Here is a 24,315-nt window from a genome sequence, read left to right as displayed (position 1 = left end):
TATTATGTTTACATGATAGCCAATCATGCTCAGAACCCTCCTATCTGCTCTGACCCTGCAGATTTGGGTAACAACGACGCATAAATATGTTTCAAGCCAGCCAAGGTGGTGTGCTACCACCCCTTGGCTAATTTGATACTAGGTCATCATTTTAAAATCATCAACCAGTTTTTTCATTATAGTAATTATAATATAAAATGACTTTGACTGTCTGTATCGCTACCCTATCTACGTTGCCGCCCAGGCAGCTTAGAAAAGTTTCTTCATTAGAGTAATGTGCGCTGCCGCCCAGGCAGCGGGCCGGTGTCTATCACCGGCCTTCACTTGCTCCGCCAAAACCCCAACACCGGGTGATACCCCCAACGCTGATTTCTAGCCGAGGCGGTCACCGTGCCGAAGGTACGGGCGGCGCGATCAAGAGAGATATCCAAGTCTTCCGCCAAGTCGGCGAGCGCTGTTAAATAGTCGCTGGCTCCCCAGGGTTGCATCCGCTCGCCCTGCTCTTTTGCTAGATCTACCCGCACCAGCAGGCTCTCCTCCACCGGAACGTGGAGCTTTTCACCTCGCCTTGCGCCGTCGTCTACGCGGTGCAGCGTCCAGGTTTCGCCGCCCTCATCGGGCAGCAGCGCGAGCGTTATTTCAGGCTCAAGCTGCTTGCGAAATGGGTCACGCTGAATCAATACACCTGTTAAATGCAGTTGCGGCATCACATGCCAGCTATAGGCTCCCAAGGGCGGCGGCTTGGGGGTTTTACCAATTCTTATCTCTTTTTTAGTTAACGGCTCGGCGGGCTGTTCAATCATTAACTGGTGCAGCCGCTCATGCTCCAGATCGACAAGGCTGTCTTTGGCGTGCAGCGTTTCCCGCGCCAGCACGCGGGGGCGGGCATCGATCACCTGGTACTCATCCGGCGTTAACGGCGTTAACAAGGTGTTAAGTGAGTGGTTTTTGAGACGCCAAGTAGCGTTTGTTTCAAAGCCTGGCCTATAAAAAGCAGGTTCGCCCGGCCGTTCAAGGTCTTTTAGATTGGTCTCTAAGAGCAAAATATTGGCCACTTCGCAGGCTTGTTCGCGGTGGCGGCGCACCCTGCCCGCTAGCTGGATAATTGAGCGCATGGAAGAAGGCTCTACTATAGCCCAGTCGTAATCGTGGTCGCGGCCCACTTCGGTAACCGGCGAACCTAGAACGATAAACAGGTGGTCGTTTTCTTCGCTGCTATCCAGCAGGCGGCGGATATCCGGCTGCTGGAAAACGCGATCTGGTTCAGCCCGTTGCAGTGTTTTATCTAACCGGCGTTCAATTTCTGAGCGCATGACCAAGGGGTGGCGGGAATGGTAGACGCACAGATGTAGCCGTACACCTTCAGAGGCGCCCTGCTGAAAAAGTGCTCTGGCTACGTCCACCAAGGGGTCGATATTGGCCATACGAATAAGGCCAAAGCTGACGCGTTTGCCTGTATACGGATCAAGCGTGTGGTGCTGCTCATGGAGTGTTTGCGCATGAGTGCGCAGCAGGGTCGCTATCGCGGGCCTGATCTCTTCGGGGCGTTTTCCCAGTGATGGTAACGTTAAAATATCCGCCCGGCGGCGTACTGGACTTTTGGCTAGGCGCTCTAACCGACGCTTGGCAAAGGCGTTGTGAGCCGCCTGAAAAGTTTCACTACTGGCGCAGTTGTGATGCTGCCGGTCGTGCTCGTCGAACCAGGCGCAGCAAATATCGGTCGCTAATCCCGGCTCGCCGCGGTGGCGCTGGAAGGCTTCACGACCGCTGCGATAGGCTTCATACAACCCCTCCACCAGCGCAGGAGGCAAGGTGGCCGATGAAAGCAGTACCCGTGAACCTAGCAGCCCAGCCCAATTGACGAGCCGGGTAAGCGCAGGCAGGTCGTTGATATCGAAATCGTCGACCTCATCCAGCACTAGGTCACTGCTCATTAGGCGCAGCATGGGCACGATTTGACGCCCGCCCCGGGTGCTCTCCGTGGCAGGCACAAGATGATCAACTGTACATACCAAAATGGGGGCGGCAATCAGCGCGCGGGTGCCCGGCTCATCGCTCAAACGACGCAGCACGGGGTGGCTATCAAAATTGCCGTCAAACACCACGTGGGCATCTTCTTCTATCAGCGCCTGATTGGATGCCGAGCCGCTAGCTTCGGCTTCCTGCTCGTAGTGCTCAAACAGGGCTTTATTCGCACTGCCACCTACCCGCACGGCGAGTTCATCTTCGCCTAGATGCAGACGGTCACGTAATGCTTGGCCAGTTTGCAGAGTTAGGGTGCGCAGCCCTAGGGCTATGCTAAAGCGCGCGCCCTGCTGGGGGTCGGCCAGCGCGTACATAATGCGGCCATTCGCTAAGGTTTTACCACAGCCGGTGGACGCCATATTGATGCCAAAAAAGCCCTGCCGTTGGCTACGTTCCCTAAGCGATTGGGCCAGATCAAAGGCTTTATCCTGCCAGCGAAACCGTGGGTGACTGCTGCGTTTACGGAAGCCTTTATGGCGCGCTAGACGTGGTAAGTGGCTGTCAACGCTGGGTAGCGCACGGGCGACCGCGGCGGCATGTTTTTCAACTCCCAGGATATGCTCATCCAATAGCTGATTGGGCTTGCCGGTTTTGCGCACGGTATTGGCAATCAGCGGGTAGTTGGGCTCGCCGCGCACGCGATGCTGGAGGTCTTCCAGGCTAGAGTAGTGGTGGTCAGCCAGCATTAAGCTAAGCCGGGCTAAGTGCATGACATAGCGGCTTTCCAGCCAGTGCCCGCCATTTTGTAGCCGAGCCTGTAACCGCGTGGCAAGCTTTTGGGCTCGCTTACGCCAACGTGGGGTACTAGCAGGCAATCCGCTCTTGAACTGCCAGTAGGGCTCGATGCGTTTAGGGTCTTGCGTCTCGGGAATCTCGTTCCACTCGGCATGAATGGAAGCAAACAATCCTCCCAGTTGTTCTGCCTGAAGTGGTGCGTTTCCTCTGCCCCAGCGCCTTTCATTTTCGCCAACTTTTTCCGGCGGTTTTAAAGGTAGCCGGTGGTGGCTAAGCACCAGCCAACCCAGCGCTGCAGCCAGCGGCGGTAAGCGACTAAACACCGATGAGGTGGGGGCATCTATCCCGTCGCGCTCTAATCCATCTAGCCAGTCCTGCTCTTGATAGCTGCCTTCGGCCAGACGCGCCAACCAGGTGGCGTCGTCATCGTTCCCCACGAATGCTTGAAACAGGCGCAGCGATATCCACTCATGACGGTATAAGTTGCGACCTTCAAGTTTGCCTTTTAGCCGCTGCTGAAAGGCGTCGCAGGCTTTTCCCAGGTCGTGCAGTAGCGCTGCCAGGGCGGTGAGCAGAAGAATATCTTCACCGTTGTGCCAGTCGTTTTCATCCTGGCGGCGAAGAATATCGCGGGCAGTGGTGTTGGTCGGCACTGCTCCCTGGATATTAAACCGCGAGGCATCCCCCACCACCCACATCAATTCGCTATGGTCGTGGCCACGAATCCAATGGCAGGCAACGGCGGTATTCTTACGCGCTTTCTTGCGCAGCAATTTTCGCAGCGTATCCAGCCCGGCTTGGGTGATCGGTGTTTGCCAGGTGCGGTCGCCGCGGCGTTCGGCAAACTGGTCGAGGATGCGGCGCGTCTCTTTCAGGGCGTTTTTGTTGCATTGGGAAATCAGCAGCACGTTCATGCTTCGCCACTCCCCAGCGCTTGGGCGACGTCCTTGAGGGTATCGATCATAAAATCGAGGGATTCGGTGCGGGTTAATCGCTCAATACAGGCCTGACGAAACTCCTGCTCTTCATCACCGCGCATGGCAGAAATAAACGCCTGAGGCAGAATCACCGCGTCCTTCACTAAATCTGCCACATCAAAGACCAAGCCGCCCCGGCGTGTTTTACCGTGGAGTACCGCAAGCCCGTGGGGAATACCCAGTACCCAGGTGGCGGTCGCCGCCAGACCATAGGCAAGATAGTTGCCGTGATCGAGAAAGCGGTTGGCAGGATCGGTGCCGGTACCGCGTTTGGCACGGGTGAAGTCGCCGTAGTCGACCGCATTAACCGCCAGCTTAAACAGCGTTTTGGTTAAACGCGCTTCCAGGGTCAGTAGGTCAACGGTGCTGGGGGCTTTGTTGATTGCTTCACGGTGGTGGTTCAGCGAGCTATGCAGGTGATCGGTGGCAATACTAAAACCTGCGTCTTTCATCACGCGGCTTGTCCACAACGCTTCAATGCGTGCAAGTCGCGCCTGCTGAAACGCACGGGCGGCATCCAGGCGTTTTACATCATCAAACCAGAAGCGCACCCAATATTGCAGGTACTCTGTGGGCCGGTATTCGCTTTGCGGGGTCAGCCAGGCGACATCCACATCAACCTCATTGGCGGCAAATAACGGCGTACCGCCCCCACCACAAAACCCCACCAGCACCCCAGCTTTCGCCAATTCACGCATAGCCGCTTGGGTAATCGAGGTGCCGGTGCCCAGCAATATCGAGGTAGTGTTGGCAATAGGGATATTCCAATAGCGGGATTTGCTGCCCTCATCGGTGACATACTCCACTCGGCCACCGTTCACCAATACCCGGCAATGTTGCAGGTAATAGAGGTTGGCACGCTTGGAATGAAGAATGGTTTTTAGGTCACTGGGCGAAAAGTCATCCATGCGGCGCTCCTGGTTATCGTCTTTCCCCATCTAACCATCCTTCACCCCGCAGCACCATTGACCTTAGTCATACTTCGCCACCCCTGAATCCCCCCACGTCTCATTTGTTTTGCGTGCTACGCTTAGCGCGACTGCTCCCCCTATATAGGCACTTCACCATGCATACTTTTCGTCTTTTTGCCGCATTGGTTACCACCTTGGTGATCACTCTGCCTGTCTCGCTACAAGCACAAGCCCAGACCCAGGCACAAACCGGCGAGCAGTGGAGTGAGTACGATGATGTGTTTGAGGACGGCGCACGCCACGCTAATATTTGGCAGTGGGGTTGGTCGGGCATTTACGCCACCAGCCTGGCGGTGAACGCTTACCAATCCAGCGAGGCGAGCGATCCAGATGACCGCTTTGATGCACGGGTGGGTGTGGTGAAATCAGCGCTGGCCTTGGGTGGTATGCTGACCGACCGCCAGCCGCACCCCGCAGCACTGGCCGAATATGAGCGTTTGAAAGCCAGTGGCGATTTAAGCGGCGTGCAGGCACTGGGTTTACAGCTCGCCCAAGCGGAGCGTGAGCGCCGCGGCTGGGGCGCCCGGGTGAGCTCACTCGTGGTGAATGGCGTGGCGGGTGCAGTGATTGCCGCCGATGGCAGAAAAAGTGATGGTGCTATCAACTTTGCTACCGGCATGCTGGTCAATGAGCTACAAATTTGGACACAGCCGAATCAGGCGTCTTCTACGATTAATCGCTTCCAACCCGCTAATCTATCGCTGGGGCCGATCACTATTCCCGGTGAATACGCGCTGCATGTAGCGCCGCAGCAGCTAGGTGCTACCTGGCGCTATTGATACACCCTACGGTTATTCCCTTAAAGCGCTGGCGACGGTTTTCCGCTAGCGCTTTATCGTTGCTAGCGCGGCGTGAACGAGTAAAATACTCAGCAATTTTTTGGCTTTGCCAAACGTTATGTTATAACCTATTTGAAATTATACGAGGCCGCTTGATGAGTGAGCATACGCACCGCCATAACAAGGAGGGCCCTTGTCACTTCTCCTTGATGTCGCTATCGGCTGTTAAACGGCTGCTGTTTGTTGCCGTGCCGCTATTGGCGTTGTGGGGCTTGGTGGTTTGGGCTAGCGGGTGGTTAGGATGAGTCAACGCTCTTTATCACGCTTACAGCTGCACAACCTGCACTTGGCCCAGGCGCGCCGCACGGTGCTGGAACATATCGAGGGCGACTTTAAGCCGGGTGCGATTACCGCGCTGATCGGCGCTAACGGCGCCGGTAAAAGCACGCTGATTCAGGCCATTATGGGTGAACTTCGGCCTATTAGCGGCGAGGTGGTCTGCACCGTCGCGAAAGAGCGCCGGGCGTGGCTGCCACAGCAGTTGGCGCTGGATCTCACCTTCCCGATGAGTGTGGAAGAGTTAGTCATGACCGGCAGCTGGCCCAGCCACGGCGCGTTAACCGGCTATTGTGCAGGGCACTACCGTAAAGGCCGCGAGATTATGGCGCGGCTGGGTATTTCGCACTTGGCCCACCGCCCTCTGGGCGAACTTTCCGGTGGCCAGCGCCAGCGTGCACTGATCGGCCGTACGCTAATGCAGGAAGCCGAGCTACTGCTGCTTGATGAGCCGTTTGCCAACGTGGATAGCGAAACCGTGGATATTTTGATCCGCATCCTGCGTCAAATGGCGGACGACGGCGCGACGATCATTGTCGTGCTGCACGATATGGATCACCTGCGCCGCCTGGCCGATGAAGTGCTGATGCTAAACGGCGGCCATGGCCGTTGGGTGGCGCCCAGTGCGCTGACCCATCAACACGCACCCGCTCAGGTAGTGCCGTTTACCATGGGAGGACGCCATGCTGGATCTGCTTAATGCGTGGTTTGTCAGCCCGTTCGATTACGGCTTTATGCGCCGCGCGGTAGTGGGTGGTTTGGCGCTTTCGTTGGCTGCACCGCCGCTGGGAGTGTTTTTGGTGCTGCGCGGCATGAGCCTGATTGGCGATGCCATGGCCCACGCGATTCTGCCCGGCGTCGCGCTGGGGTTCCTGCTGGCAGGTTTTTCGCTGCCGATTATGAGTATTGGCGGGGTGTTGTTTGGGTTAATGGTGGCGCTGCTGGCGGGGGCGGTCTCGAAAATGGGCGGCCAGCGCGAAGATGCCGCCATGGCGAGCTTTTTTATTATCTCGCTGGCCGCAGGCGTGATGCTGATTTCGCTGGGCGGTAGCAGCGTTGACCTTACCCATGTGCTGTTCGGCTCGATTCTGGCGATCAACTCCACCGCGCTGTTGCTAATCGCGGGTATCAGTACGCTGATTGTGCTGACCCTGGCAGTGGTGTTTCGCGCCCTGGTAGTGGAGTGTTTGGACCCGCTGTTTTTACGTGGCCAAAGCCGCCGCAGCGGTTGGGTACACAGCGTTTTCCTGGGCCTGCTGGTGCTGAACCTAACCGCCGGCTTTCAAACCCTGGGTACGCTAATGGCGGTGGGACTGATGATGCTGCCCGCCACCTCGGCGCGCTTTTGGAGCAAACGCCTGGAGGGCTTGATCGGCATCGCGATTGTGCTGGCCATGGTAGCGAGCACCGGTGGCCTGCTGCTCTCTTTTCATCTGGATATCCCCTCTGGCCCGAGCATTATTCTGCTGGCGGGGTTCGGTTATCTCTTTTCGGCCCTTTTTGGTCGCTACCACAGCTTGACAGCCAAGCTGCGGCGTAAAACAACGCCGCTTGAAGTGGAGCAAGGGGCTTAATTATCAGTCTTCATGCTTATCGTAAGGAGTGTTGTATGTCGCTTGCCTATTTATCATCTCGGCCTTCGCGCTGGTTAGTCGGTGTTTCCGCGCTGCTGGCTCTGCCTGCTGCCATGGCTAATGAGCGCGTTCAGGTGGTGACCAGTTTCTCTATCCTGGCGGATATGGTGGAAAACGTAGGCGGCGAGCATGTCGAGGTGACCCCGCTGGTGGCTGCCGATGGCGATGCCCACGTTTACTCCCCCAGCCCTGGCGACGCACGCTCCCTGGCCAATGCCGATTTAGTCGTTTTCAACGGTCTGCTGTTTGAGGGCTGGATGGAGCGCCTGATTAGCGCCAGCGACTACAACGGGCCGATGGTCACCGCGACCGATGGTATTGAACCGCTCTCTTTCGCTGCACATGAAGAGCACGGCCATAATGATCATGACGAGCACGACCATGGGCACGATGACCATGACCACGAAGAGCATGCCGATGAGCACGCGGGGCATGACCATGGCAATCAAGACCCTCACGCTTGGCAGGATATGCATCAAGCCGAGGTGTATATCGCCAATATCCGCGATGGCTTAATCGCCGCCGACGCCGATAACGCTGATGCCTACCGCACCAATGCGGAGCAGTATTTACAGGAAATGGCCGAAGTAGACGACGAGATTCGTGCGCTGATTGACGAGATCCCGGCCTCCACCAGCGTGATTACCGGCCATGACTCCTTTGGCTACTTCTCAAGCGCCTACGGGGTGACCTTCCTCTCTCCGGTAGGGCTTTCCACGGAAGCCGACCCCAGTGGCGCCAGCATGGCGGCGCTAGTGGATGTGATTGAGCAGGAGAACGTGAAGGCGCTGTTCCACGAGAACATGACCAACCAATCGATCATCACCCAGCTCGCCGAAGAGACCGGCCTGCCCATTGCGGGCACGCTCTACGCCGATGCGCTGGCAGCAGAGGGTGAAGCTAGCACTTATCTGGGTATGATGCGCCACAATGCCCACGTGCTGCACGACGCGTTGGCCCAGCCGGGTCATAACGACCACGACCACGACCACGACCACGACCACGACCACGACCACGACCACGACCACGATGATCATGGTCACAGCCACTAAGCAGTTAACGTCAATAGTGCTGCTCAGGCATTAATGGCCGTGAGCAGCCATTCCCGGAAGGACGCCATGGCGTGGGTTTCGGGGCGTGTCTGCAGGCGAGTCAGCCAGTAACCGCCCAGACTGACAGCGGTGTCGAAAGGCTGTACCAGTGCGCCGCTGTTTAGTTGGCGGGGAAACATCAGCGGTGGCGCCAGCGCCACGCCTGCCCCTTGTAGGGCTGCTTCCACCATGGCGATGGAAGAGTCAAACACAATGCTGTTGGTCATCGGAAAGCTGCGTGGTAGCCCTGCCGCCAATAGCCACTCTGTCCATTCATCGGCGCGATAAGAGCGCAGCCAGGTTTCCCCCAGCACATCGGCTGGGGTGTTAAGCCGCGCGGCGATATCAGGTATGCACATTACCGAGAGTGACGCCGGTAGTAGCGGCTGCGCCGCGGTGCCATGCCAGGCCCCTGTGCCAAAGCGGATCGCAAAATCCAGCCCTTCGCCGGCAATATCCGCGCGGTTGTTATGGGTGGAGAGCCGTAAATCGACGTAAGGGTACTGGCGCTGAAAGTCTCCCAGTCTCGGCAGCAACCAGCCGACGGCAAAAGTCCCCACCACGCCGACGTTTAATACCTCCCGATAGCTGCTCTCGCCCACCCGCTCCAGCGTGTGGGCTATCTGGTCGAATGAACTCTTCAATACCGGCAGCAGCAGTTCGCCCTCCTGGGTAAGCATTAGCCCCCTGGGCAAACGCTTGAACAGCGGCACTTTCAACAGCGTTTCGAGCAGCTTAACCTGGTGGCTTACCGCCGCCTGGGTCACATGAAGCTCTTCTGCCGCGCGAGTAAAGCTTAAATGCCTGGCCGACGCCTCAAACGCGCGCAGCGCCTTCAACGGCAAGTAGGGACGCACCAACTTGACCCCCAAATTTTTCTAATGGCTTATGCAAAATATCGCTGTTTGTGAATTGCCGCAGCGCGCCGTAAGTTAACCCCTGTCACAGGCTTTGCGTCTGGAAATAACTCTCCGCCCTCTCTTGGTATTAATCACAACAGGATTTTGGTATGCGTAAGATGTTAGCAGCAAACTGCGGCCTTATCATGACAGGTTCGCTTCTACTCAACGGCTCTGCATGGGCTTCCGGCACGCCTGAAAGCGCCGATATTGAGGCCCTGGTGAACGATACTATCGCGCCTTTGATGGCCGAGCACCGTATTCCAGGCATGGCGATTGCGCTGAGCATTAACGGCCAGCAGCACTACTTTAATTATGGCCTCGCTAATCAAGAAGCGGGGATTCCGGTCACCGATGAGACGCTATTCGAACTCGGCTCTGTCAGCAAGATTTTCACGGCTTCACTCGCTGGCTATGCCCAGGCTAGCGGCGCCCTCTCGCTTTCCGACCCGGCCAGCCGCTACCTGCCTGAACTTGAAGGCAGCGCCTTCGATGAGATCACGCTGCTGGAACTGGCCACCTACACCGCGGGCGAGCTGCCGCTGCAGTTCCCTGAGTCGGTCCAAAGCGAAGAGACGATGATCGACTACTACCGCCAGTGGCAGCCTGAATCCGCCCCTGGCAGCCATCGGCTCTACTCCAACCCGAGCTTGGGCCTGTTCGGTTATCTCGCCGCACAAAGCCTTGGTCAGCCCTTCGAGATGGCGATGGAGGAAGCGCTGTTTACCCCGTTAGGGCTTGAGCATAGCTACTTTCAGGTGCCTGAAGCGCAGCAGGCGAACTATGCCTACGGTTACTCTAAAGAGGATGAACCCATTCGGGTGAACCCAGGCATGCTGGATGCCCAAGCCTACGGATTGAAATCGACTGCCGCAGACGTACTAACGCTGGTGGAAGCCAATATGAGTGGTGCTGAGCTTAATGAACCACTAAGCCAAGCCTTGGCCGCTACGCGCACGGGGTACTTTGAGGTCGGCAATATGACCCAAGGACTGGGGTGGGAAAGCTATGCCTACCCGGTGGCGCTCGATCAGTTGCTGGTAGGCAACTCGCTTGAGATGATTTTGCAGCCCAACCCCGCCAACCGCTTAACCCCACCGCTAGCCCCCAGGCAGGAAGCGCTCTATAACAAAACCGGCGCTACCAACGGCTTTGGTGGCTATGTGGCTTTTGTACCCAGCGAGCAAATCGGCATTGTGCTGCTGGCTAACCGCAACTACCCCAACCAGGCGCGCATTGAAGCGGCACACCACATCCTTTCTGCGCTGACTGAAGCGCCCTAAGCAAGCAGCCAGACAACCTGATGCCGCCTTCGTGAACTGCAGCACCTCAATCGTTGGATATTCATCCAATGGTTGGGGTGTTTTTTATGGCGATATAACGAAGATCAAACAACCGAAAGTTGCATTTTTTGCTGTCGATAAGGAGACTAGCACCCTCCCCCGTCACTTACCTTCACTGCGAAGAGCCCTTTCCCATGCGTCTAAACGCCGATTTTAGCCACTTTGCCTGTGTTACCCCGGAAGAGTATCAGTGGGTCGATTCCCCCAGCGCGGGGGTAGAGCGCATGATGTTTGACCGGATTGGTGATGAAGTTGCTCGCGCTACCAGCCTTGTGCGCTACGCCCCCAATACAAAGTTTGAGCGGCATACCCACGGCGGTGGCGAAGAGATTCTGGTATTGGAAGGCGTGTTCGCCGATGAGCATGGGCGCTACGCGGCGGGCAGCTACTTAAGAAACCCCATTGGCACCGGCCATACCCCGCAAATTGGCGAGGAAGGCGCGCTGATATTTGTCAAACTGCACCAGTTTGACCCCAACGACACGCTACAGTTGGCAGTGCCAGCGCATCGGCTGCCCTGGCAGCCTGATCGACGCCCGCGCATTGCCTATAAAATGCTGCACACCTACAAGCAGGAGCGCACCAGCCTGGAGCGCTGGTCGGCGGGCACCTCCATTACCTACCCCACGCTGCTGGGCGGGCTGGAGTTTTTGATTCTGGAAGGCACACTGAGCGATAGCGAACAGAGTTACACGGCAGGCACCTGGTGCCGCTACCCCAGCGGTTCTGCTCCGGCACTTACCGCCGGTGATGATGGCGTCATGATGTACCTCAAACGCGGCCATCTGCCAGCCGCTTAGCTTCGCGACATACCCAGGAACGGCAGCAGCGTAAGGGCGGCAATAAGCCCCACTGCTAGCAGTACTAACACGACCTGCACCGGGTGAGCGGCCAAACGACGCCACAGCGTCTCCGCGTCACCCCGCTCAACCGCCGCCTGGTGCTCGCGTTGGGCGCGCTCAAGGCGCTCCGCCTGGTAGGCCTCTAACGCCGCGATGGCAGCGTCGTGCTGATGTGGATTGCGCAGCCAAATCGCGTCAACGCCCAGGCGGAAAAAGCCCGCCTGGGTTTCATAGGTATCAAAGCCATGGGCAGCGAGCAGGTCACGCACCTCCATGGCCTCTTCGTCGGTCACATGGCGCAGCCGGAACAGTAGTTCAGCCATTGGCGTGCCTCAAGAGTCGCTCTTCCCCACCATCAGGTCTGCCTGAATCACTTCGATCCAGTAGCCGTCCGGGTCTTTAACGAAGATAACATCTTTCATCTTGCCCTGATCGGAGCGTTTGACGAAGGTGACGTCATGCTCGTCGAACCACGCCTGGGCCGCTGCCAAATCCGGTACGTTGAAGCAGATATGCCCAAAGCCCTGGGGTTCGGCATTGCCATCGTGATAGGCGAAATCTTCCTGGTCTTCAGTCCCCCAGTTGTGGGTCAGCTCCAGCAGCCCTTTCTGGCTAAACGTCCAGGCGGTACGCGCTTGCGCATCGTCCGGAACGCTGTCGCTGGGTTCCAGGTTGGCCAGGAAGTAGAGCGAGAACTGCATCTCTTCGAAATCCAGCCGCCGCATCACCTGCATACCAAACACTTTTGAGTAGAACGCCAATGCCTGCTCAGGGTCTTTCACCCGCAGCATGGTGTGGTTTAAACGAAACCCTTGAGTTTGGGGCGGCGTAGCCACGACGCCAGGATGCTGCTCGCCTTGAAAACTCATTTTGCTCTCCTATCGCTGATGTTGATCATTGAATCCATTGAGCTTCACGTACCGCTTACCATGGGGGCTTTATGGCCATAATAACAGCCCTTACAAGCACGTAGGCAGTGTCGTATCGAGGTGCCGATAAGCGCACTGGCAATACTAAACAAAAACCCTACACTTATTCTTCATAAGCTTTACAAAAAGCAGTTCCCGCAACATGAGTGATGCCCCACCTTTGAGGCGTCCACAGGAGTTTTCCATGAGTGCGATCGATATGACGCTGGGTGACCACCTGACGCTAAAACAGCTTTCCAATGCGCTTCACAACGGTTTTTCGCCGATTGTTGAAGTCGAGTCGATGGATGGAATCTACAAAGTGCGTTTTCACCATGCTAACGGCGTGTCTGAGCTGAGCGATAACAAGGGCCACGTCAGTACTTTTCTGGGCACGGGCGAAATCCGCGATACCCTGGGCCAACTGGGCTTGACCCACGGCGTGCTAACCTTCGCCGACCAGTGTGGTGACGAGATGATTGGGGTCGAGGGTAAAGCGATGACACCTGATGAAATGCTTACCTACGGTACGCGTATTTCGTTTCGTTAGATTGCTATCGTCCGCATCCGGGGCTTTACAGGGCTACTTCAGGCAAGGATAGTAATCCCTCGACAGGGGCGCCCTCCGTTACGGTTGGGCTGAGAAGCACCCTTTGAACCTGAACCGGATAACACCGGCGTAGGGAGTCGTGGTAACGCTTACCACCTCCCTGCCGGGAGGATGCTATGACCCTACGCCCGCTTGGCGATTACCTTGAGACGCTGCGCTCAGTGACACCGCTGGTTCACTGCATGACCAACTATGTGGCCATGAACAGCACTGCCAACCTGCTGTTAGCCACCGGCGCGTCGCCCGCCATGCTGCATGCGCCTGAAGAAGTGGCTGAATTCACGGCTATCTCCGCGGGGCTGTCGATTAATATCGGTACGATCTCTGCCCACTGGGCTGACGCTATGCTCACCGCCACAGCGACTGCCGATCAGCATGCCATTCCCTGGGTATTAGATCCCGTCGCCGTTGGCGCCACGCGCTATCGCCAAACGCTGTGCGCGAAGCTGCTGGCCGCTAAACCCAGCGTGGTTCGTGGCAATGCGTCTGAAATTCTTGCCCTTAACGGTTTAGCTAGCCAAGGCCGCGGCGTGGACGCCACAGCCGCCACCGACCAAGCCGTGGACGCTGCAATAGCATTAGCGCAAAAACACGGCTGTATTGTCGCGATGACCGGTGAAAGCGACTGGGTGACGGACGGCACACAGCACTACCGCATTAACGGTGGCCATCCTTTGATGCCCCGCGTAACAACGCTTGGCTGTGGGCTGAGCGCGCTAGTGGCGGGATTTGTGGCTGCCAACCGCGACGCCCCACTGGGTGCAACGGTAGCCGCACTGGCCTGCTTTGCGGTCACAGGAGAGCGTGCGGGCAGCCACGCCAACGGGCCTGGTAGCTTTCAAGTGGCACTGCTGGATGCGCTGTATCAACTCACCCCTGACGACCTCACTACTTATGCCCAACTGGAGGCAATCCATGCCGCTTGATCTATCGCTCTACTTGGTCACCGATGCCACGCTCTGCCAAGAGCATGGTTTGGAACAAACGGTTGAGGCAGCGGTAAAAGGCGGTGTCACCATCGTGCAGTTGCGTGACAAGCATGCCAGCGACGAACAGATGATTGCCCAAGCCAAACGGTTAAAAGCGCTTCTGGCGGGCACCGGTGTCCCGCTGATCATTAACGACCGTTTGCAGGTGGCACTAGAAAGCCAGGCAGATGGCCTGCATGTCGGTCAGAGCGACGCAGCCGTTCAGCAAGCGCGCCGGGTGCTAGGTGAGCAAGCGATTATCGGCCTGTCGATCAATACTATCGCCCAACTGCAAGTCTCTCCGTTTGAGCTACTCGATTATGTCGGGATTGGCCCGGTGTTTGCCACCGAGAGCAAACAAGATCACGCCCAGCCCATCGGCTTTGGTGGCTTGGCTGCGCTGGTCAAGGCGTGCCCACTGCCCAGCGTGGCCATCGGCGGGCTGAAAGCCAGCCATGCGATTAGCGTACAGCGCGCGGGAGCGAACGGTTTAGCGGTGATATCAGCCATTTGTGGCCAGCCCGACCCTTACCAGGCAGCGCGCGCTTTTCAGATTTTCCAAGCCGATTCGGCGTCATGAATCAGTTAGAGCATATCGTCGCTTTTGTGCGGGTAGCCGAGTTGGGTAGCTATACCCGCGCTGCTGAAGCGCTGGATATTTCCCGCACTCGCGTATCCCGCCAGGTCATGGCACTGGAAGAGACATTGGGCGCGCGACTGATACAACGCACCACGCGACGACTACATCTCACTGAGGCCGGAGAACGCTATCTAGTCCGCGCCCAAGGGATACTGCAAGCGCTCGATGAGGCCGCCGCCGAGGTGGGCCAAGGTACCAGCGATGTGCGTGGGCGGCTGCGCGTTAATGGGCCGATGAGTTTTGGCACCCGCTACCTAGCGCCACTCGTCGCGCAATTTATGCACACTCACCCGGCGCTGGAAGTGCGCCTGGATTTGAACGACCGCCGTGTCGACCTGCTGGAAGAGGGTTACGACGTAGCGATCCGTATCGGCAGCCTGCCCGACTCCAGCCTGGTGGCGCGCCGACTGACGCGGTGCCGCCTACTGTTTTGCGCCTCGCCTGAATATCTTGCCAACCACGGTGAACCCGACAGCGTTCAAGCCCTTGCCAAGCACCACTGCCTACGCTACCGCAGCGGCCAACAGAGCGCTGACTGGAAGATTGCCACGCAGTCATTGACGGTCAATGGCCCACTGGAAAGCAATAACGGCGATGTACTCACCCACGCCACGGAAGCTGGCCTGGGCATCGCTCAGCAGCCCAGCTTTCTGGTCACAGAGAGTATCGCCAGCGGGCATTTAGTGCCCATCTTAACTAATGAGCCAGCGGTACGGCTCGATGTTCACGCGCTCTACCCCGCCCGGCGCTACCTGCCCGCCAAGGTGGAGCGCTTCATCGACCTGCTCACCGAGGCATGGGGTGATCCGCCGATTTGGGAGCAAAACATTGGATTATCGCCAATAACGCAACAGTGATGTGCAAAATACGCTGATTATCTCGATCTGATCCGGCTGTAAAGTAGCGTCATCAACCACTCGATGGAAGCTACTACGATGACAACGCATACTCACTCTGCCCCCTCTCTACAGCCCTCTGTACAGCACTCTTTACAACCCCAGGCCATCTCGCTACTGCGCGTCGCACTGGGTGTGATGGCTCTTGCCCACGGTTTGCTCAAGGTGTTTGTATTTACCCTACCGGGCACCGTCGGCTATTTTGAATCACTGGGTTTACCAGGGTTTCTGGCCTACTTGACCATTGCCGCGGAAGTGGGCGGTGGAGCCGCCCTGATTCTGGGTGTTTACACCCGCTGGGTGAGCCTGGCACTGGTGCCGGTACTGCTCGGCGCTGCTTGGGTGCATCTTGGCAACGGCTGGATGTTCTCAAATACCGGCGGCGGTTGGGAATTCCCGGTGTTCTGGACGCTGGCGTTAATCGTGCAAGCGGGCCTGGGCAGCGGCCGCTGGGTGTTAAGCAACCGATTCGCCTAACACCTAAAACTATCGCCTAAAACTATCGCCTAACCCTATTGCCAGCGCTTGCTTACCGCCAGCGTTGGCCATGCTGCTGAGGAGACTCACTCATGTTACCTAGCCTGTTTATTTCCCATGGTTCGCCCATGCTGGCCCTCAATAAAACCCCGGCTCATGCCTTTCTACGCGAACTGGGCAGGCAGCTTTCGCCCAAGGCGGTGGTAGTGGTCTCAGCGCACTGGGAGAGCCTGGCGCTCAAGGTCAGCATCAGCGCCAAACCAGAAACCATTCACGACTTTGGCGGCTTCCCACGGGCGCTTTTCGAGTGCCAATATCCCGCCCCGGGTGAGCCGGAACTGGCTGAACGGCTGGCCGTGTTACTGGGCGCCGAGCGGGTAGAGCGCGGCCTGGATCACGGCGCCTGGGTGCCTCTTTCATTGATATTTCCCGACGCCAATGTGCCGGTTGTTTCGCTGTCGCTTCCGGTGCGCTGGAGCAATGCGGAGCTGGTCACGCTGGGCGAGCGCCTGTCGGCTCTGCGGGAAGAGGGGATTTTGGTGATCGGCTCGGGCAGCCTGACCCATAACCTGTATGAAATCATGCCCCAGGAGAGCCCTGTGCCCGCCTGGGTAGATAAATTTGCCACTTGGGTAAGCGAGCGCCTTATCGCCAATGATCGTGAAGCGCTGCTTAGCTGGGAGCGCGCACCCTATGCGCAGGAGAACCACCCGACCTCTGAACACTTCCAGCCGTTGCTGGTGGCCATGGGGGCAGGAGGTAACGCAAAACAGCTGCACCACAGCGTGGAGCACGGTGTGCTTGCAATGGACGTTTATGCGTTTAGCTGATCGCTACCCCTAACGATTCAGGTTGTGCTGCTCTGGAAGGCTTGAGATCACGCATTAACAGCGCAAACTCAAGCTGTTCAGGGGTAATGCTGACCTTGGGAACGGGGATTCGCACGCGATGCCCAGAACCAGGTGCTGCGCTCTGCGCTTCGCCTTGTAAGTTCTCGATATGTTCGAGCACGAAGCGGTGATTGCCACCTGGCAGCATAAGCTCCATGCCATCCCCCACTTCAAAGCGATTTTTCACCTCGACTTCCAAGGTGCCACGAGCCGGGTCAAACCCCAGTACTTCACCGACGAACTGTTGGTGAACGCCAATGGAGTGCCCCTGCTCATAGCGTTGGAACTCACCGTGGACATGGCGCTGATAGAAGCCTTCGGTGTAGCCTCTATTCGCCAAGTTTTCCAGCTCATCCATTAGCCGTTTATTAAAGGGTCGCCCAGCGACGGCGTCATCAATAGCTTGCCGATAGACTTGCGCTGTACGCGCGACGTAATAATGGGACTTGGTGCGCCCCTCGATCTTTAGCGATGCCACGCCCATTTGCGTCAACCGAGCGACATGCTGCACCGCGCGCAGATCCTTGGAGTTCATAATGTAGGTGCCGTGCTCATCTTCATAGACAGGCATCAGCTTGCCGGGGCGGGAAACGTCCTCAATCAGCGCCGAGAGCTCGTCTGGGCTGTCGACCGCAGCGCTACCACTTCCTTGGGCGGCTATTAAGTCGCCCGTGTCATCGTGGGTTGCCGCTATGGTGTTGTATTTCCAGCGACACGCGTTGGTGCAGGTGCCTTGGTTAGGGTCGCGATGATTGAAGTAACCCGACAGCAGGCAACGCCCTGAATAGGCGATACACAGTGCGCCGTGAACAAAGGTTTCGATCTCTAAGCCTGGGCACTTGTCACGTATTTCGCCGATCTCTTCCAGTGACAACTCACGAGATAGAATGATGCGGCTAATACCCTGCCGCTGCCAGAATTGGGCGGCAGCCCAGTTGACGACGTTCGATTGCACCGAGAGGTGGATGGGTTGATCGGGCCAGCGATCACGCACCATCATAATCAAACCGGGATCCGACATAATCAGCGCATCGGGCCCTGCCTCGATCACCGGCGCCATATCCTGTAGGTAGGTTTTCAGCTTGCTGTTATGAGGGGCAATGTTGGAAGCGACGTAAAACTGCTTGCCTCGGGCATGGGCGTACTCGATACCACGATGTAAGTTATCAATTTTAAAATCGTTGTTGCGCACCCGTAGAGAGTAGCGCGGCTGCCCCGCGTAAACCGCATCGGCCCCATAGGCAAAGGCGTAACGCATGTTCTTGAAGGTACCAGCAGGGGAAAGGAGTTCGGGAGCTTGCTTCAGTCGTTCGGGGGCTTGCATAGATGGTCACCGTGATCAGGACGATGGCTCGCAGCGAGCTGCGATGAAAGGCCTGGATTATAACCAGCCCAAACCCGCCGTTTTGGCAAGCCCACGGCTTCCGTGACCTGGATCAAAAAGTAACCTGTGTTTAAGCCGTTGGACGACGTTTCAGGCTCGTACGCCGGTCGTGATACGCCACCGCTAACCCGCTGCCCATTATCAAGGCGCTGCCTACCCAAACCCAGAGATCCGGCATTTCGCCCCAGAACCACCAACCCAACAGCACCGCCCAGAGCATGGCGGTGTAATCAAACGGCGCGGCGATGGCCGCAGGAGCAAAGCGAAAGGCAAGAGTGATAAAAGCGGTGGCCGCAACGCCCAATATGCCGGAAGCGAAAAAACCTACCCAGTGCCAGGGCTGAGGCGTTTGCCACACCCAGGGCAGCGTTAGTGCGGTAATTACCAATGGCACGAAAGTCATATAGAACAGCATCGCCCAGAGGTGTTCGCGGGCTCCGTAGCGGCGGGCGGTAATCATCATCAGCGCATAAAATAGCGCCGCGCCCACCAATACCAGCGCGCCCACCTGAAACGCCTCTCCGTTGGGCCGCACTACGATCAGTACCCCCGCAAACCCCACCAAGGATGCAATCAGCACCGGTGGATCAATGCGCTCACCCAACAATGGCACCGAAAGCAGGGTCACAAACAGCGGTGCCACAAAGGCAATCGCCGTGGCTTCTGCCAGGGGTAGCAGCGTTAGCCCCCATACGAAACAGACCATGGTGGCGGTATAGATCAGTCCGCGCAGTAAATGGATGCCCGGCCGTTTTGTACGCAGCTTGCGTAAGCCACCGGCAAAATGGGCAAGCAGTGCAATCAGCGGTAGCGATACCAAGGCACGGAAGAAAATAATCTGCAGCGGCGAGTGTACTTCCCCTAACCACTTGGAAACGGCGTCGCCTAGGGCGAGAAAAAGAACGCCCAAACACATGCAGAGTATGCCTTTCAGCGAGGTTGTCACCACGATCTCCCTATTCACTGGTCAATACAAAATGCCAAAAAAGAAAAACCCCGCCAATTAGCCATTGGCGGGGTGATCGCGGCCCACCCGCTTATAAGCTGGCGTTAACGACCATACAGTCCATACCCTGGGAGTGCAGCTCGCGGCAGGCTTGGCGAGCGCGCTGCTCGTCCAACGCCATTAGCCGGGCGCGATAAACCGGGTTTTGGCCCTCTACGGTGTCCACAGCAACGCGCCCGCCTAAACTCTGGGCGATGCGTTGAGCCGCTTGCTGGGCTAATTGCCGCGCTTGGGCTTCACGACTAAACGCGCCGACTTGCACACCCCAGCCGCCGCCCGCTTCATTATTGGCGGCAGCCATCTCACGTTCGCGCTCAATAAACGCTTGTAGAGGGTCAGGCTGCGGCTCTTCGCTGACGGCAGGGGGGCGCTGAATAGTGACTATATCGGCTAGCTGCTCGTCAAGGTCAACCACCGGTGTCGAGGGGGTGGTACTGGCCACTGGCGACAAGGTAGTGGTTTCGACCACCGCCAAGAGAGGTTGCTGTGGTGCAGGTTGTGGTGGTGCAACCGGCTGTGCAGGGGGCGCAAAGGCCATAAATTCGCGCGAGAAATCGGTGTCGCCCATCCAGTTTTGCTGGTCACGCAGCGATGCGCGCAGGAAGCTGCGGTCGAGTAGGTTGGCCATGTGGGTATCCCGAGACTGGGATGAAAAACCGCCCATCACAACACCGACTAATCGCCGGTTACCGCGCATTGCGGTGGTCGCCACGTTAAAGCCAGAGGCACGAATAAAACCGGTTTTTAGACCATCGGCGCCCGGGTAGTCACGCACTAAGCGATTGTGGCTGGTATGCCGGGTGCCGCGGTAGGTGAATTCTTGCAAGCCGAAGTAGTGGTAATACTGGGGGAAGTCCTGCATCACGCGTACCGAGAGCGTTAGCATGTCACGAGCCGTGGTGATTTGGCCATCATCAGGCAAACCGGAAGCATTGCGAAAGGTAGTGGCGTGCATGCCCAGCTCGCGCGCCTTGGTGGTCATCATTTGCGCAAAATGTGCTTCACTGCCGCCCAGGGCTTCGGCGACCACGGCGGCAACGTCATTAGCAGATCGAACCGCGAGTGCGCGAATGGCAGTATCCACGGGAATCGAGCTGCCAGCAGCCAGCCACAGTTTAACAGCAGGCTTGGCGGCTGCATAAGCGGAGACAGGCAAGGGTTGATCCAGGCGCAGCGTACCCTCTTCTAATGCTTCAAAGGTGAGATAGAGCGTCATCATTTTGGTGAGGGACGCAGGGTAACGCTGATCGTCAATATTCTCGGCGTAAAGCACTTCGCCATTGTCCAGATCCACGACAATACCCGCGTAGCGCGGGTTGTCAGCATGCGCAGCGGTGACCATCACGAGTAGGAGCAGCATTAGCATACCCAGGAACCCTATCGTCGATGCTCCCCTTACAGCGCTCTTTATCCTCGCATGCATACCTGCCCCTTGCTTGTTATCAATGCGCTAGTTCTAACGTCTGTTTAATCATCCTGCTAAAGCTTTACTACCATGCCACACTTTAGGAACAACGCAAGGCTTTACCCGGCGGGATGACGCCGCTCACGAGGTTTAATAATAAGCCGAGTATAGGTGATTAATACGCCATTAAGCGTAGAAAAGAGAAGATAATTTAGCTTATAAAAAAACCGACCCTCTAGGGGTCGGTTTTCATTCGCTACCAAAGAGGCTCTGGCGCAGAGGATTACTCTTCTGCAGCGGCTTCTTCAACAACCGGACGGTCAACTAGCTCAACGAACGCCATAGGCGCGTTGTCGCCGGTGCGGAAACCGCACTTGAGAATACGGACGTAACCGCCCGGACGCTCGGCATAACGCGGACCTAGTTCGTTGAACAGTTTGCCGACGGCTTCTTTAGAGCGCGTGCGGGCAAACGCCAAACGACGGTTTGCAACGCTATCCTGCTTAGACAAGGTGATCAGCGGCTCGATAACGCGACGCAGCTCCTTGGCTTTCGGCAGGGTTGTCTTAATGACTTCATGTTCGACCAGCGAGACAGACATGTTCTTGAACATGGCCTGACGATGCGAGCTGGTGCGATTCAGATGACGACCACTCTTACGATGACGCATGGTTGTAATTCCTTACCAAACTGGGACTCAAGTCGACGCTCACGCGGAGGCTTTGTCGTCCTTCAGGCTTGCCGGTGGCCAATTTTCCAACCGCATGCCAAGGGACAAGCCGCGAGCCGCCAATACATCTTTGATTTCATTCAAAGACTTTTTACCGAGGTTCGGTGTCTTCAACAGCTCCACTTCTGTGCGCTGAATAAGATCACCGATATAGTAAATATTCTCGGCTTTTAGGCAGTTCGCGCTGCGAACGGTCAACTCAAGATCGTCTACGGGGCGCAATAGAATTGGATCGACATGATCCTCTTCCTCTTCGACTTCCTGCTCTTTATCAGCTTCCAGGTCGACGAAGGCGGCCAGCTGCTCTTGCAGGATGGTCGCACTGCGACGGATAGCCTCTTCCGGATCCAGGGTACCGTCGGTCTCCAGATCGATAATTAACTTATCGAGATCGGTGCGCTGCTCTACACGAGCGGCTTCAACCGAGTAGGAAACACGGCGGACAGGGCTGAAGGTGGCATCCAGCTGCAGGCGGCCAATAGCACGTGTCTCTTCATCAGAGCCGCGCGCGTCAGCCGGCTCGTAGCCACGACCCAGCGCTACCTTAAGCTGAATTTTCAGCTCGGCACCTTCATTGACATGAGCAATGACGTGGTCCGGGTTGACGATTTCGACGCTATGATCAAGCGCAATGTCGCCAGCAGTGACGACGGCTGGGCCCTGCTTGTTCAGCGTGAGCACCGCCTCATCGCGGCTGTGCATCTTGATCGCAACATCTTTCAAGTTCAGGAGGATCTCAATGACATCTTCCTGCACCCCTTCGAGCGCACTGTATTCATGCTCGACGCCGGCGATTTCAGCCTCTACCACGGCACAGCCGGGCATAGAAGAAAGCAGAATGCGACGTAGTGCATTCCCCAGGGTGTGACCAAAGCCACGCTCGAACGGTTCGAGCACGATTTTGGCGTGATGTGCGCTGATTTCTTCGACCTTGATGTCGCGAGGACGGAGAAACTCTGTCACTGAACGCTGCATATGAACACCTTTCAGGCTGCCAAACGGATACTTGGTACTCGGTACGATCTGGCGCGGGGGTTAAACCGCCACCAGATCGACAAGAAACAGAAATGCTGCTTACTTGGAGTACAGCTCGACGATCAGGTTTTCGTTGATGTCGGCAGACAGGTCACCGCGTTCAGGCAGAGCCTTGAAAGTGCCTTCCATCTTCTTGGCGTCGATTTCGATCCAAGCGATATCGCCACGGTTGGCCGCAATGGACAACGCGCTTTGAATACGAGCTTGGTTTTTCGCCTTTTCGCGAATGGAAACAACGTCACCCGGCTTCACTTGATAGGAAGCTACGTTAACGGTGCGGCCGTTCACGGAAATCGCCTTGTGGCTGACCAGCTGACGCGCTTCAGAGCGAGTCGAGCCGAAGCCCATGCGGTAGACGACATTATCCAGTCGGGATTCGAGCAACTGCAACAATACTTCACCGGTCGCGCCTTTCAGGCGAGCGGCTTCTTTGTAGTAGTTACGGAACTGTTTTTCGAGTACGCCATACATGCGACGTACTTTTTGCTTCTCGCGAAGCTGCAAGCCGTAGTCTGAAAGACGTTGACGACGCTGGCCGTGTACACCCGGGATCTGCTCGGATTTACACTTTTTCTCGAAGGGAGTCACACCACTCTTTAAAAAGAGGTCGGTGCCTTCACGACGAGACAGTTTGCACTTCGGTCCAATATAACGAGCCATGAATCTGTCTCCTTAAACGCGGCGTTTCTTAGGCGGACGGCAGCCATTATGGGGAATGGGCGTCGCGTCTACGATGCTTTGCACGCGGAAGCCGGCGGCATTCAGTGCGCGCACGGCGGATTCACGACCGGGACCTGGGCCTTTAACCAGTACATCTACGTTTTTCACACCATACTCGGCTGCAGCAGTTGCTGCACGTTCGCTTGCCACTTGAGCAGCGAACGGGGTGCTCTTGCGAGAACCACGAAAACCCGAACCACCGGCAGTCGCCCAAGAAAGAGCGTTGCCCTGGCGGTCTGTGATCGTCACGATCGTGTTGTTAAAAGAGGCATGGATATGCGCAATCGCATCCACTACCTGCTTTTTAACCTTTTTACGGTTACTACGCGGGTTAGCCATGTTGATGTCTATTCCTGTCTTTACGCCAGAACGTGCGTGTTATTTGCGGATCGGCTTACGCGGGCCCTTACGGGTGCGCGCGTTAGTCTTAGTCCGCTGACCACGCAGCGGAAGACTACGACGATGACGCAGACCACGGTAGCAACCTAAGTCCATGAGACGCTTAATGTTAAGCGTAACATCACGACGAAGGTCACCTTCTACGGTGTACTTGCCAACTTCAGAACGCAGGGTGTCGACTTCTTCAGAAGACAGATCCTGGATCTTGGCAGTAGGCGCGATACCGGCTGCTGCACAGATGTGCTCAGCACGGGTACGGCCAATCCCGAAGATATAGGTCAGCGAGATCGCCGCATGCTTGTTGTCCGGGATATTGACGCCTGCAATACGGGCCATCAGCTTACTCCGAAATTTGAGCGGCTTGCTCGTTTATTCATCTACAAAAGGCGCAACAGCATACCCCATCAATTGCCCTAAGGCAAGGGGTATGCTGGCACCCGCTTAATACAACCCAGGCTATTAACCCTGGCGTTGTTTGTGCCGTGGCTCGCTGCAGATGACGCGGACAGCGCCATTGCGACGAATGATCTTGCAGTTACGGCACATTTTCTTTACGGAAGCTCGAACTTTCATCGATCTTTCTCCAAAAACCGGCTCGCGGCGCGCCCTCTCTAA

General features: G+C 56.9%; 27 protein-coding genes and 1 riboswitch. Of the genes, 13 read left to right on the top strand and 14 right to left on the bottom strand.

The features are described 5' to 3' along the window. Window positions 1-320 precede the first annotated feature (320 nt). Together cas3f and cas1f are read right to left on the bottom strand one after the other, a co-directional pair. On the bottom strand, window positions 321-3,674 hold the full coding sequence (gene cas3f / locus K7H09_RS16540; protein WP_230805212.1) for a type I-F CRISPR-associated helicase Cas3f: 3,354 nt from the start codon (window positions 3,672-3,674) through the stop codon (window positions 321-323). After that, complete coding sequence (gene cas1f, locus K7H09_RS16535; RefSeq protein WP_442908123.1) at window positions 3,671-4,645, bottom strand: type I-F CRISPR-associated endonuclease Cas1f; 975 nt, start codon at window positions 4,643-4,645, stop codon at window positions 3,671-3,673. Before cas1f ends, cas3f begins: the two co-directional genes overlap by 4 nt. A gap of 158 nt (window positions 4,646-4,803) precedes the next feature. On the opposite strand from cas1f, the gene K7H09_RS16530 reads away from it, so the two are divergent. The 5 genes from K7H09_RS16530 to K7H09_RS16510 all read left to right on the top strand — a co-directional run bounded on the left by K7H09_RS16530 (window position 4,804) and on the right by K7H09_RS16510 (window position 8,509). Next, on the top strand, window positions 4,804-5,487 hold the full coding sequence (locus K7H09_RS16530; RefSeq protein ID WP_230805207.1) for a hypothetical protein: 684 nt from the start codon (window positions 4,804-4,806) through the stop codon (window positions 5,485-5,487). 155 nt (window positions 5,488-5,642) lie between these two features. Further along, window positions 5,643-5,792: a hypothetical protein gene (locus tag K7H09_RS16525; protein ID WP_162836274.1), complete on the top strand. Its 150-nt coding sequence runs from the start codon at window positions 5,643-5,645 to the stop codon at window positions 5,790-5,792. After that, a complete protein-coding gene (locus tag K7H09_RS16520; protein ID WP_035539377.1) occupies window positions 5,789-6,523 on the top strand; it encodes a metal ABC transporter ATP-binding protein in 735 nt (244 codons plus the stop codon). Before K7H09_RS16525 ends, K7H09_RS16520 begins: the two co-directional genes overlap by 4 nt. Continuing rightward, entirely contained in the window at window positions 6,507-7,397 is an 891-nt protein-coding gene (locus K7H09_RS16515) for a metal ABC transporter permease (RefSeq protein WP_141440151.1), read from the top strand. Before K7H09_RS16520 ends, K7H09_RS16515 begins: the two co-directional genes overlap by 17 nt. A gap of 35 nt (window positions 7,398-7,432) precedes the next feature. Continuing rightward, window positions 7,433-8,509 carry a metal ABC transporter solute-binding protein, Zn/Mn family gene (locus tag K7H09_RS16510; RefSeq protein ID WP_230805206.1) on the top strand — a complete coding sequence of 359 codons (1,077 nt, stop codon included), beginning with the start codon at window positions 7,433-7,435 and terminating at the stop codon, window positions 8,507-8,509. A gap of 23 nt (window positions 8,510-8,532) precedes the next feature. Here the strand turns inward: K7H09_RS16510 and K7H09_RS16505 are convergent, their stop codons facing one another. Continuing rightward, window positions 8,533-9,405, bottom strand: coding sequence for a LysR family transcriptional regulator (locus K7H09_RS16505; protein WP_280115066.1), 873 nt, complete (start codon window positions 9,403-9,405; stop codon window positions 8,533-8,535). Between the two features lie 152 nt (window positions 9,406-9,557). On the opposite strand from K7H09_RS16505, the gene ampC reads away from it, so the two are divergent. Both ampC and K7H09_RS16495 read left to right on the top strand, forming a co-directional pair. Then, window positions 9,558-10,730, top strand: coding sequence for a class C beta-lactamase (ampC, locus tag K7H09_RS16500; RefSeq protein WP_141440153.1), 1,173 nt, complete (start codon window positions 9,558-9,560; stop codon window positions 10,728-10,730). A gap of 194 nt (window positions 10,731-10,924) precedes the next feature. Then, complete coding sequence (locus K7H09_RS16495) at window positions 10,925-11,590, top strand: cupin domain-containing protein (protein ID WP_022520852.1); 666 nt, start codon at window positions 10,925-10,927, stop codon at window positions 11,588-11,590. Here K7H09_RS16495 and K7H09_RS16490 read toward each other — a convergent pair. Beyond that, entirely contained in the window at window positions 11,587-11,955 is a 369-nt protein-coding gene (locus K7H09_RS16490) for a DUF6164 family protein (protein WP_022520853.1), read from the bottom strand. The genes K7H09_RS16495 and K7H09_RS16490 overlap by 4 nt on opposite strands. Before the next feature lie 9 nt (window positions 11,956-11,964). Next, window positions 11,965-12,501 carry a lactoylglutathione lyase gene (gene gloA, locus K7H09_RS16485; protein WP_009288132.1) on the bottom strand — a complete coding sequence of 179 codons (537 nt, stop codon included), beginning with the start codon at window positions 12,499-12,501 and terminating at the stop codon, window positions 11,965-11,967. 244 nt (window positions 12,502-12,745) lie between these two features. Here gloA and K7H09_RS16480 point away from each other — a divergent pair, with 244 nt between their 5' ends. The 6 genes from K7H09_RS16480 (at window position 12,746) to K7H09_RS16455 (ending at window position 16,961) form a co-directional block, all read left to right on the top strand. Beyond that, window positions 12,746-13,090 (top strand): hypothetical protein, encoded by a 345-nt coding sequence (locus K7H09_RS16480; RefSeq protein ID WP_022520854.1) that lies wholly within the window; start codon window positions 12,746-12,748, stop codon window positions 13,088-13,090. Window positions 13,091-13,144: 54 nt separating this feature from the next. Next, window positions 13,145-13,243, top strand: a riboswitch (TPP riboswitch). 23 nt (window positions 13,244-13,266) lie between these two features. Continuing rightward, window positions 13,267-14,076 carry a hydroxyethylthiazole kinase gene (thiM, locus tag K7H09_RS16475; protein ID WP_141440154.1) on the top strand — a complete coding sequence of 270 codons (810 nt, stop codon included), beginning with the start codon at window positions 13,267-13,269 and terminating at the stop codon, window positions 14,074-14,076. Further along, on the top strand, window positions 14,066-14,698 hold the full coding sequence (gene thiE / locus K7H09_RS16470) for a thiamine phosphate synthase (RefSeq protein ID WP_230805205.1): 633 nt from the start codon (window positions 14,066-14,068) through the stop codon (window positions 14,696-14,698). Before thiM ends, thiE begins: the two co-directional genes overlap by 11 nt. Continuing rightward, on the top strand, window positions 14,695-15,615 hold the full coding sequence (locus K7H09_RS16465; protein WP_230805203.1) for a LysR family transcriptional regulator: 921 nt from the start codon (window positions 14,695-14,697) through the stop codon (window positions 15,613-15,615). The genes thiE and K7H09_RS16465 overlap by 4 nt, the downstream gene beginning before the upstream one ends. Window positions 15,616-15,693: 78 nt before the next feature. Then, entirely contained in the window at window positions 15,694-16,131 is a 438-nt protein-coding gene (locus K7H09_RS16460; RefSeq protein ID WP_022520858.1) for a DoxX family protein, read from the top strand. A 92-nt stretch (window positions 16,132-16,223) separates the two neighbouring features. Further along, window positions 16,224-16,961 (top strand): DODA-type extradiol aromatic ring-opening family dioxygenase, encoded by a 738-nt coding sequence (locus tag K7H09_RS16455; RefSeq protein WP_141440156.1) that lies wholly within the window; start codon window positions 16,224-16,226, stop codon window positions 16,959-16,961. Here K7H09_RS16455 and trhP read toward each other — a convergent pair. From trhP to rpmJ, 9 genes are all read right to left on the bottom strand, one after another. Further along, a complete protein-coding gene (gene trhP / locus K7H09_RS16450; protein ID WP_230805202.1) occupies window positions 16,954-18,345 on the bottom strand; it encodes a prephenate-dependent tRNA uridine(34) hydroxylase TrhP in 1,392 nt (463 codons plus the stop codon). The two genes, K7H09_RS16455 and trhP, sit on opposite strands and share 8 nt — an antisense overlap. A 130-nt stretch (window positions 18,346-18,475) precedes the next feature. Beyond that, window positions 18,476-19,351 (bottom strand): DMT family transporter, encoded by an 876-nt coding sequence (locus tag K7H09_RS16445; RefSeq protein ID WP_230805201.1) that lies wholly within the window; start codon window positions 19,349-19,351, stop codon window positions 18,476-18,478. A gap of 91 nt (window positions 19,352-19,442) precedes the next feature. Then, complete coding sequence (locus tag K7H09_RS16440; protein WP_230805200.1) at window positions 19,443-20,777, bottom strand: D-alanyl-D-alanine carboxypeptidase; 1,335 nt, start codon at window positions 20,775-20,777, stop codon at window positions 19,443-19,445. Window positions 20,778-21,099: 322 nt separating this feature from the next. Further along, window positions 21,100-21,486, bottom strand: coding sequence for a 50S ribosomal protein L17 (gene rplQ, locus K7H09_RS16435; RefSeq protein ID WP_008959150.1), 387 nt, complete (start codon window positions 21,484-21,486; stop codon window positions 21,100-21,102). A 39-nt stretch (window positions 21,487-21,525) separates the two neighbouring features. Further along, entirely contained in the window at window positions 21,526-22,521 is a 996-nt protein-coding gene (locus K7H09_RS16430) for a DNA-directed RNA polymerase subunit alpha (RefSeq protein WP_064235085.1), read from the bottom strand. Window positions 22,522-22,620: 99 nt separating this feature from the next. Then, window positions 22,621-23,241 carry a 30S ribosomal protein S4 gene (rpsD, locus tag K7H09_RS16425; RefSeq protein ID WP_008959152.1) on the bottom strand — a complete coding sequence of 207 codons (621 nt, stop codon included), beginning with the start codon at window positions 23,239-23,241 and terminating at the stop codon, window positions 22,621-22,623. A 12-nt stretch (window positions 23,242-23,253) separates the two neighbouring features. Then, complete coding sequence (gene rpsK, locus K7H09_RS16420; protein WP_007111985.1) at window positions 23,254-23,640, bottom strand: 30S ribosomal protein S11; 387 nt, start codon at window positions 23,638-23,640, stop codon at window positions 23,254-23,256. A gap of 39 nt (window positions 23,641-23,679) precedes the next feature. Beyond that, a complete protein-coding gene (gene rpsM, locus K7H09_RS16415; RefSeq protein ID WP_022520863.1) occupies window positions 23,680-24,036 on the bottom strand; it encodes a 30S ribosomal protein S13 in 357 nt (118 codons plus the stop codon). A gap of 123 nt (window positions 24,037-24,159) precedes the next feature. Beyond that, window positions 24,160-24,273, bottom strand: coding sequence for a 50S ribosomal protein L36 (rpmJ, locus tag K7H09_RS16410; protein ID WP_008959154.1), 114 nt, complete (start codon window positions 24,271-24,273; stop codon window positions 24,160-24,162). Between the last annotated feature and the right edge of the window lie 42 nt (window positions 24,274-24,315).

The organism is Halomonas sp. IOP_14 (assembly GCF_021021315.1).
Lineage (GTDB): Bacteria > Pseudomonadota > Gammaproteobacteria > Pseudomonadales > Halomonadaceae > Vreelandella > Vreelandella titanicae.
The sequence above is the reverse complement of the archived record's forward strand: the minus strand, read 5'-3'. Positions and strand labels throughout refer to the sequence as shown.

Coding starts and splice junctions, on each gene's coding strand:
- cas3f (WP_230805212.1), bottom strand. CDS start 3,674: ATGAACGTGCTGCTGATTTCCCAATGCAACAAAAACGCCCTGAAAGAG.
- cas1f (WP_442908123.1), bottom strand. CDS start 4,645: ATGGATGACTTTTCGCCCAGTGACCTAAAAACCATTCTTCATTCCAAG.
- K7H09_RS16530 (WP_230805207.1), top strand. CDS start 4,804: ATGCATACTTTTCGTCTTTTTGCCGCATTGGTTACCACCTTGGTGATC.
- K7H09_RS16525 (WP_162836274.1), top strand. CDS start 5,643: ATGAGTGAGCATACGCACCGCCATAACAAGGAGGGCCCTTGTCACTTC.
- K7H09_RS16520 (WP_035539377.1), top strand. CDS start 5,789: ATGAGTCAACGCTCTTTATCACGCTTACAGCTGCACAACCTGCACTTG.
- K7H09_RS16515 (WP_141440151.1), top strand. CDS start 6,507: ATGCTGGATCTGCTTAATGCGTGGTTTGTCAGCCCGTTCGATTACGGC.
- K7H09_RS16510 (WP_230805206.1), top strand. CDS start 7,433: ATGTCGCTTGCCTATTTATCATCTCGGCCTTCGCGCTGGTTAGTCGGT.
- ampC (WP_141440153.1), top strand. CDS start 9,558: ATGCGTAAGATGTTAGCAGCAAACTGCGGCCTTATCATGACAGGTTCG.
- K7H09_RS16495 (WP_022520852.1), top strand. CDS start 10,925: ATGCGTCTAAACGCCGATTTTAGCCACTTTGCCTGTGTTACCCCGGAA.
- K7H09_RS16490 (WP_022520853.1), bottom strand. CDS start 11,955: ATGGCTGAACTACTGTTCCGGCTGCGCCATGTGACCGACGAAGAGGCC.
- gloA (WP_009288132.1), bottom strand. CDS start 12,501: ATGAGTTTTCAAGGCGAGCAGCATCCTGGCGTCGTGGCTACGCCGCCC.
- K7H09_RS16480 (WP_022520854.1), top strand. CDS start 12,746: ATGAGTGCGATCGATATGACGCTGGGTGACCACCTGACGCTAAAACAG.
- thiM (WP_141440154.1), top strand. CDS start 13,267: ATGACCCTACGCCCGCTTGGCGATTACCTTGAGACGCTGCGCTCAGTG.
- thiE (WP_230805205.1), top strand. CDS start 14,066: ATGCCGCTTGATCTATCGCTCTACTTGGTCACCGATGCCACGCTCTGC.
- K7H09_RS16465 (WP_230805203.1), top strand. CDS start 14,695: ATGAATCAGTTAGAGCATATCGTCGCTTTTGTGCGGGTAGCCGAGTTG.
- K7H09_RS16460 (WP_022520858.1), top strand. CDS start 15,694: ATGACAACGCATACTCACTCTGCCCCCTCTCTACAGCCCTCTGTACAG.
- K7H09_RS16455 (WP_141440156.1), top strand. CDS start 16,224: ATGTTACCTAGCCTGTTTATTTCCCATGGTTCGCCCATGCTGGCCCTC.
- trhP (WP_230805202.1), bottom strand. CDS start 18,345: ATGCAAGCCCCCGAACGACTGAAGCAAGCTCCCGAACTCCTTTCCCCT.
- K7H09_RS16440 (WP_230805200.1), bottom strand. CDS start 20,777: ATGCTAATGCTGCTCCTACTCGTGATGGTCACCGCTGCGCATGCTGAC.
- rplQ (WP_008959150.1), bottom strand. CDS start 21,486: ATGCGTCATCGTAAGAGTGGTCGTCATCTGAATCGCACCAGCTCGCAT.
- K7H09_RS16430 (WP_064235085.1), bottom strand. CDS start 22,521: ATGCAGCGTTCAGTGACAGAGTTTCTCCGTCCTCGCGACATCAAGGTC.
- rpsD (WP_008959152.1), bottom strand. CDS start 23,241: ATGGCTCGTTATATTGGACCGAAGTGCAAACTGTCTCGTCGTGAAGGC.
- rpsK (WP_007111985.1), bottom strand. CDS start 23,640: ATGGCTAACCCGCGTAGTAACCGTAAAAAGGTTAAAAAGCAGGTAGTG.
- rpsM (WP_022520863.1), bottom strand. CDS start 24,036: ATGGCCCGTATTGCAGGCGTCAATATCCCGGACAACAAGCATGCGGCG.
- rpmJ (WP_008959154.1), bottom strand. CDS start 24,273: ATGAAAGTTCGAGCTTCCGTAAAGAAAATGTGCCGTAACTGCAAGATC.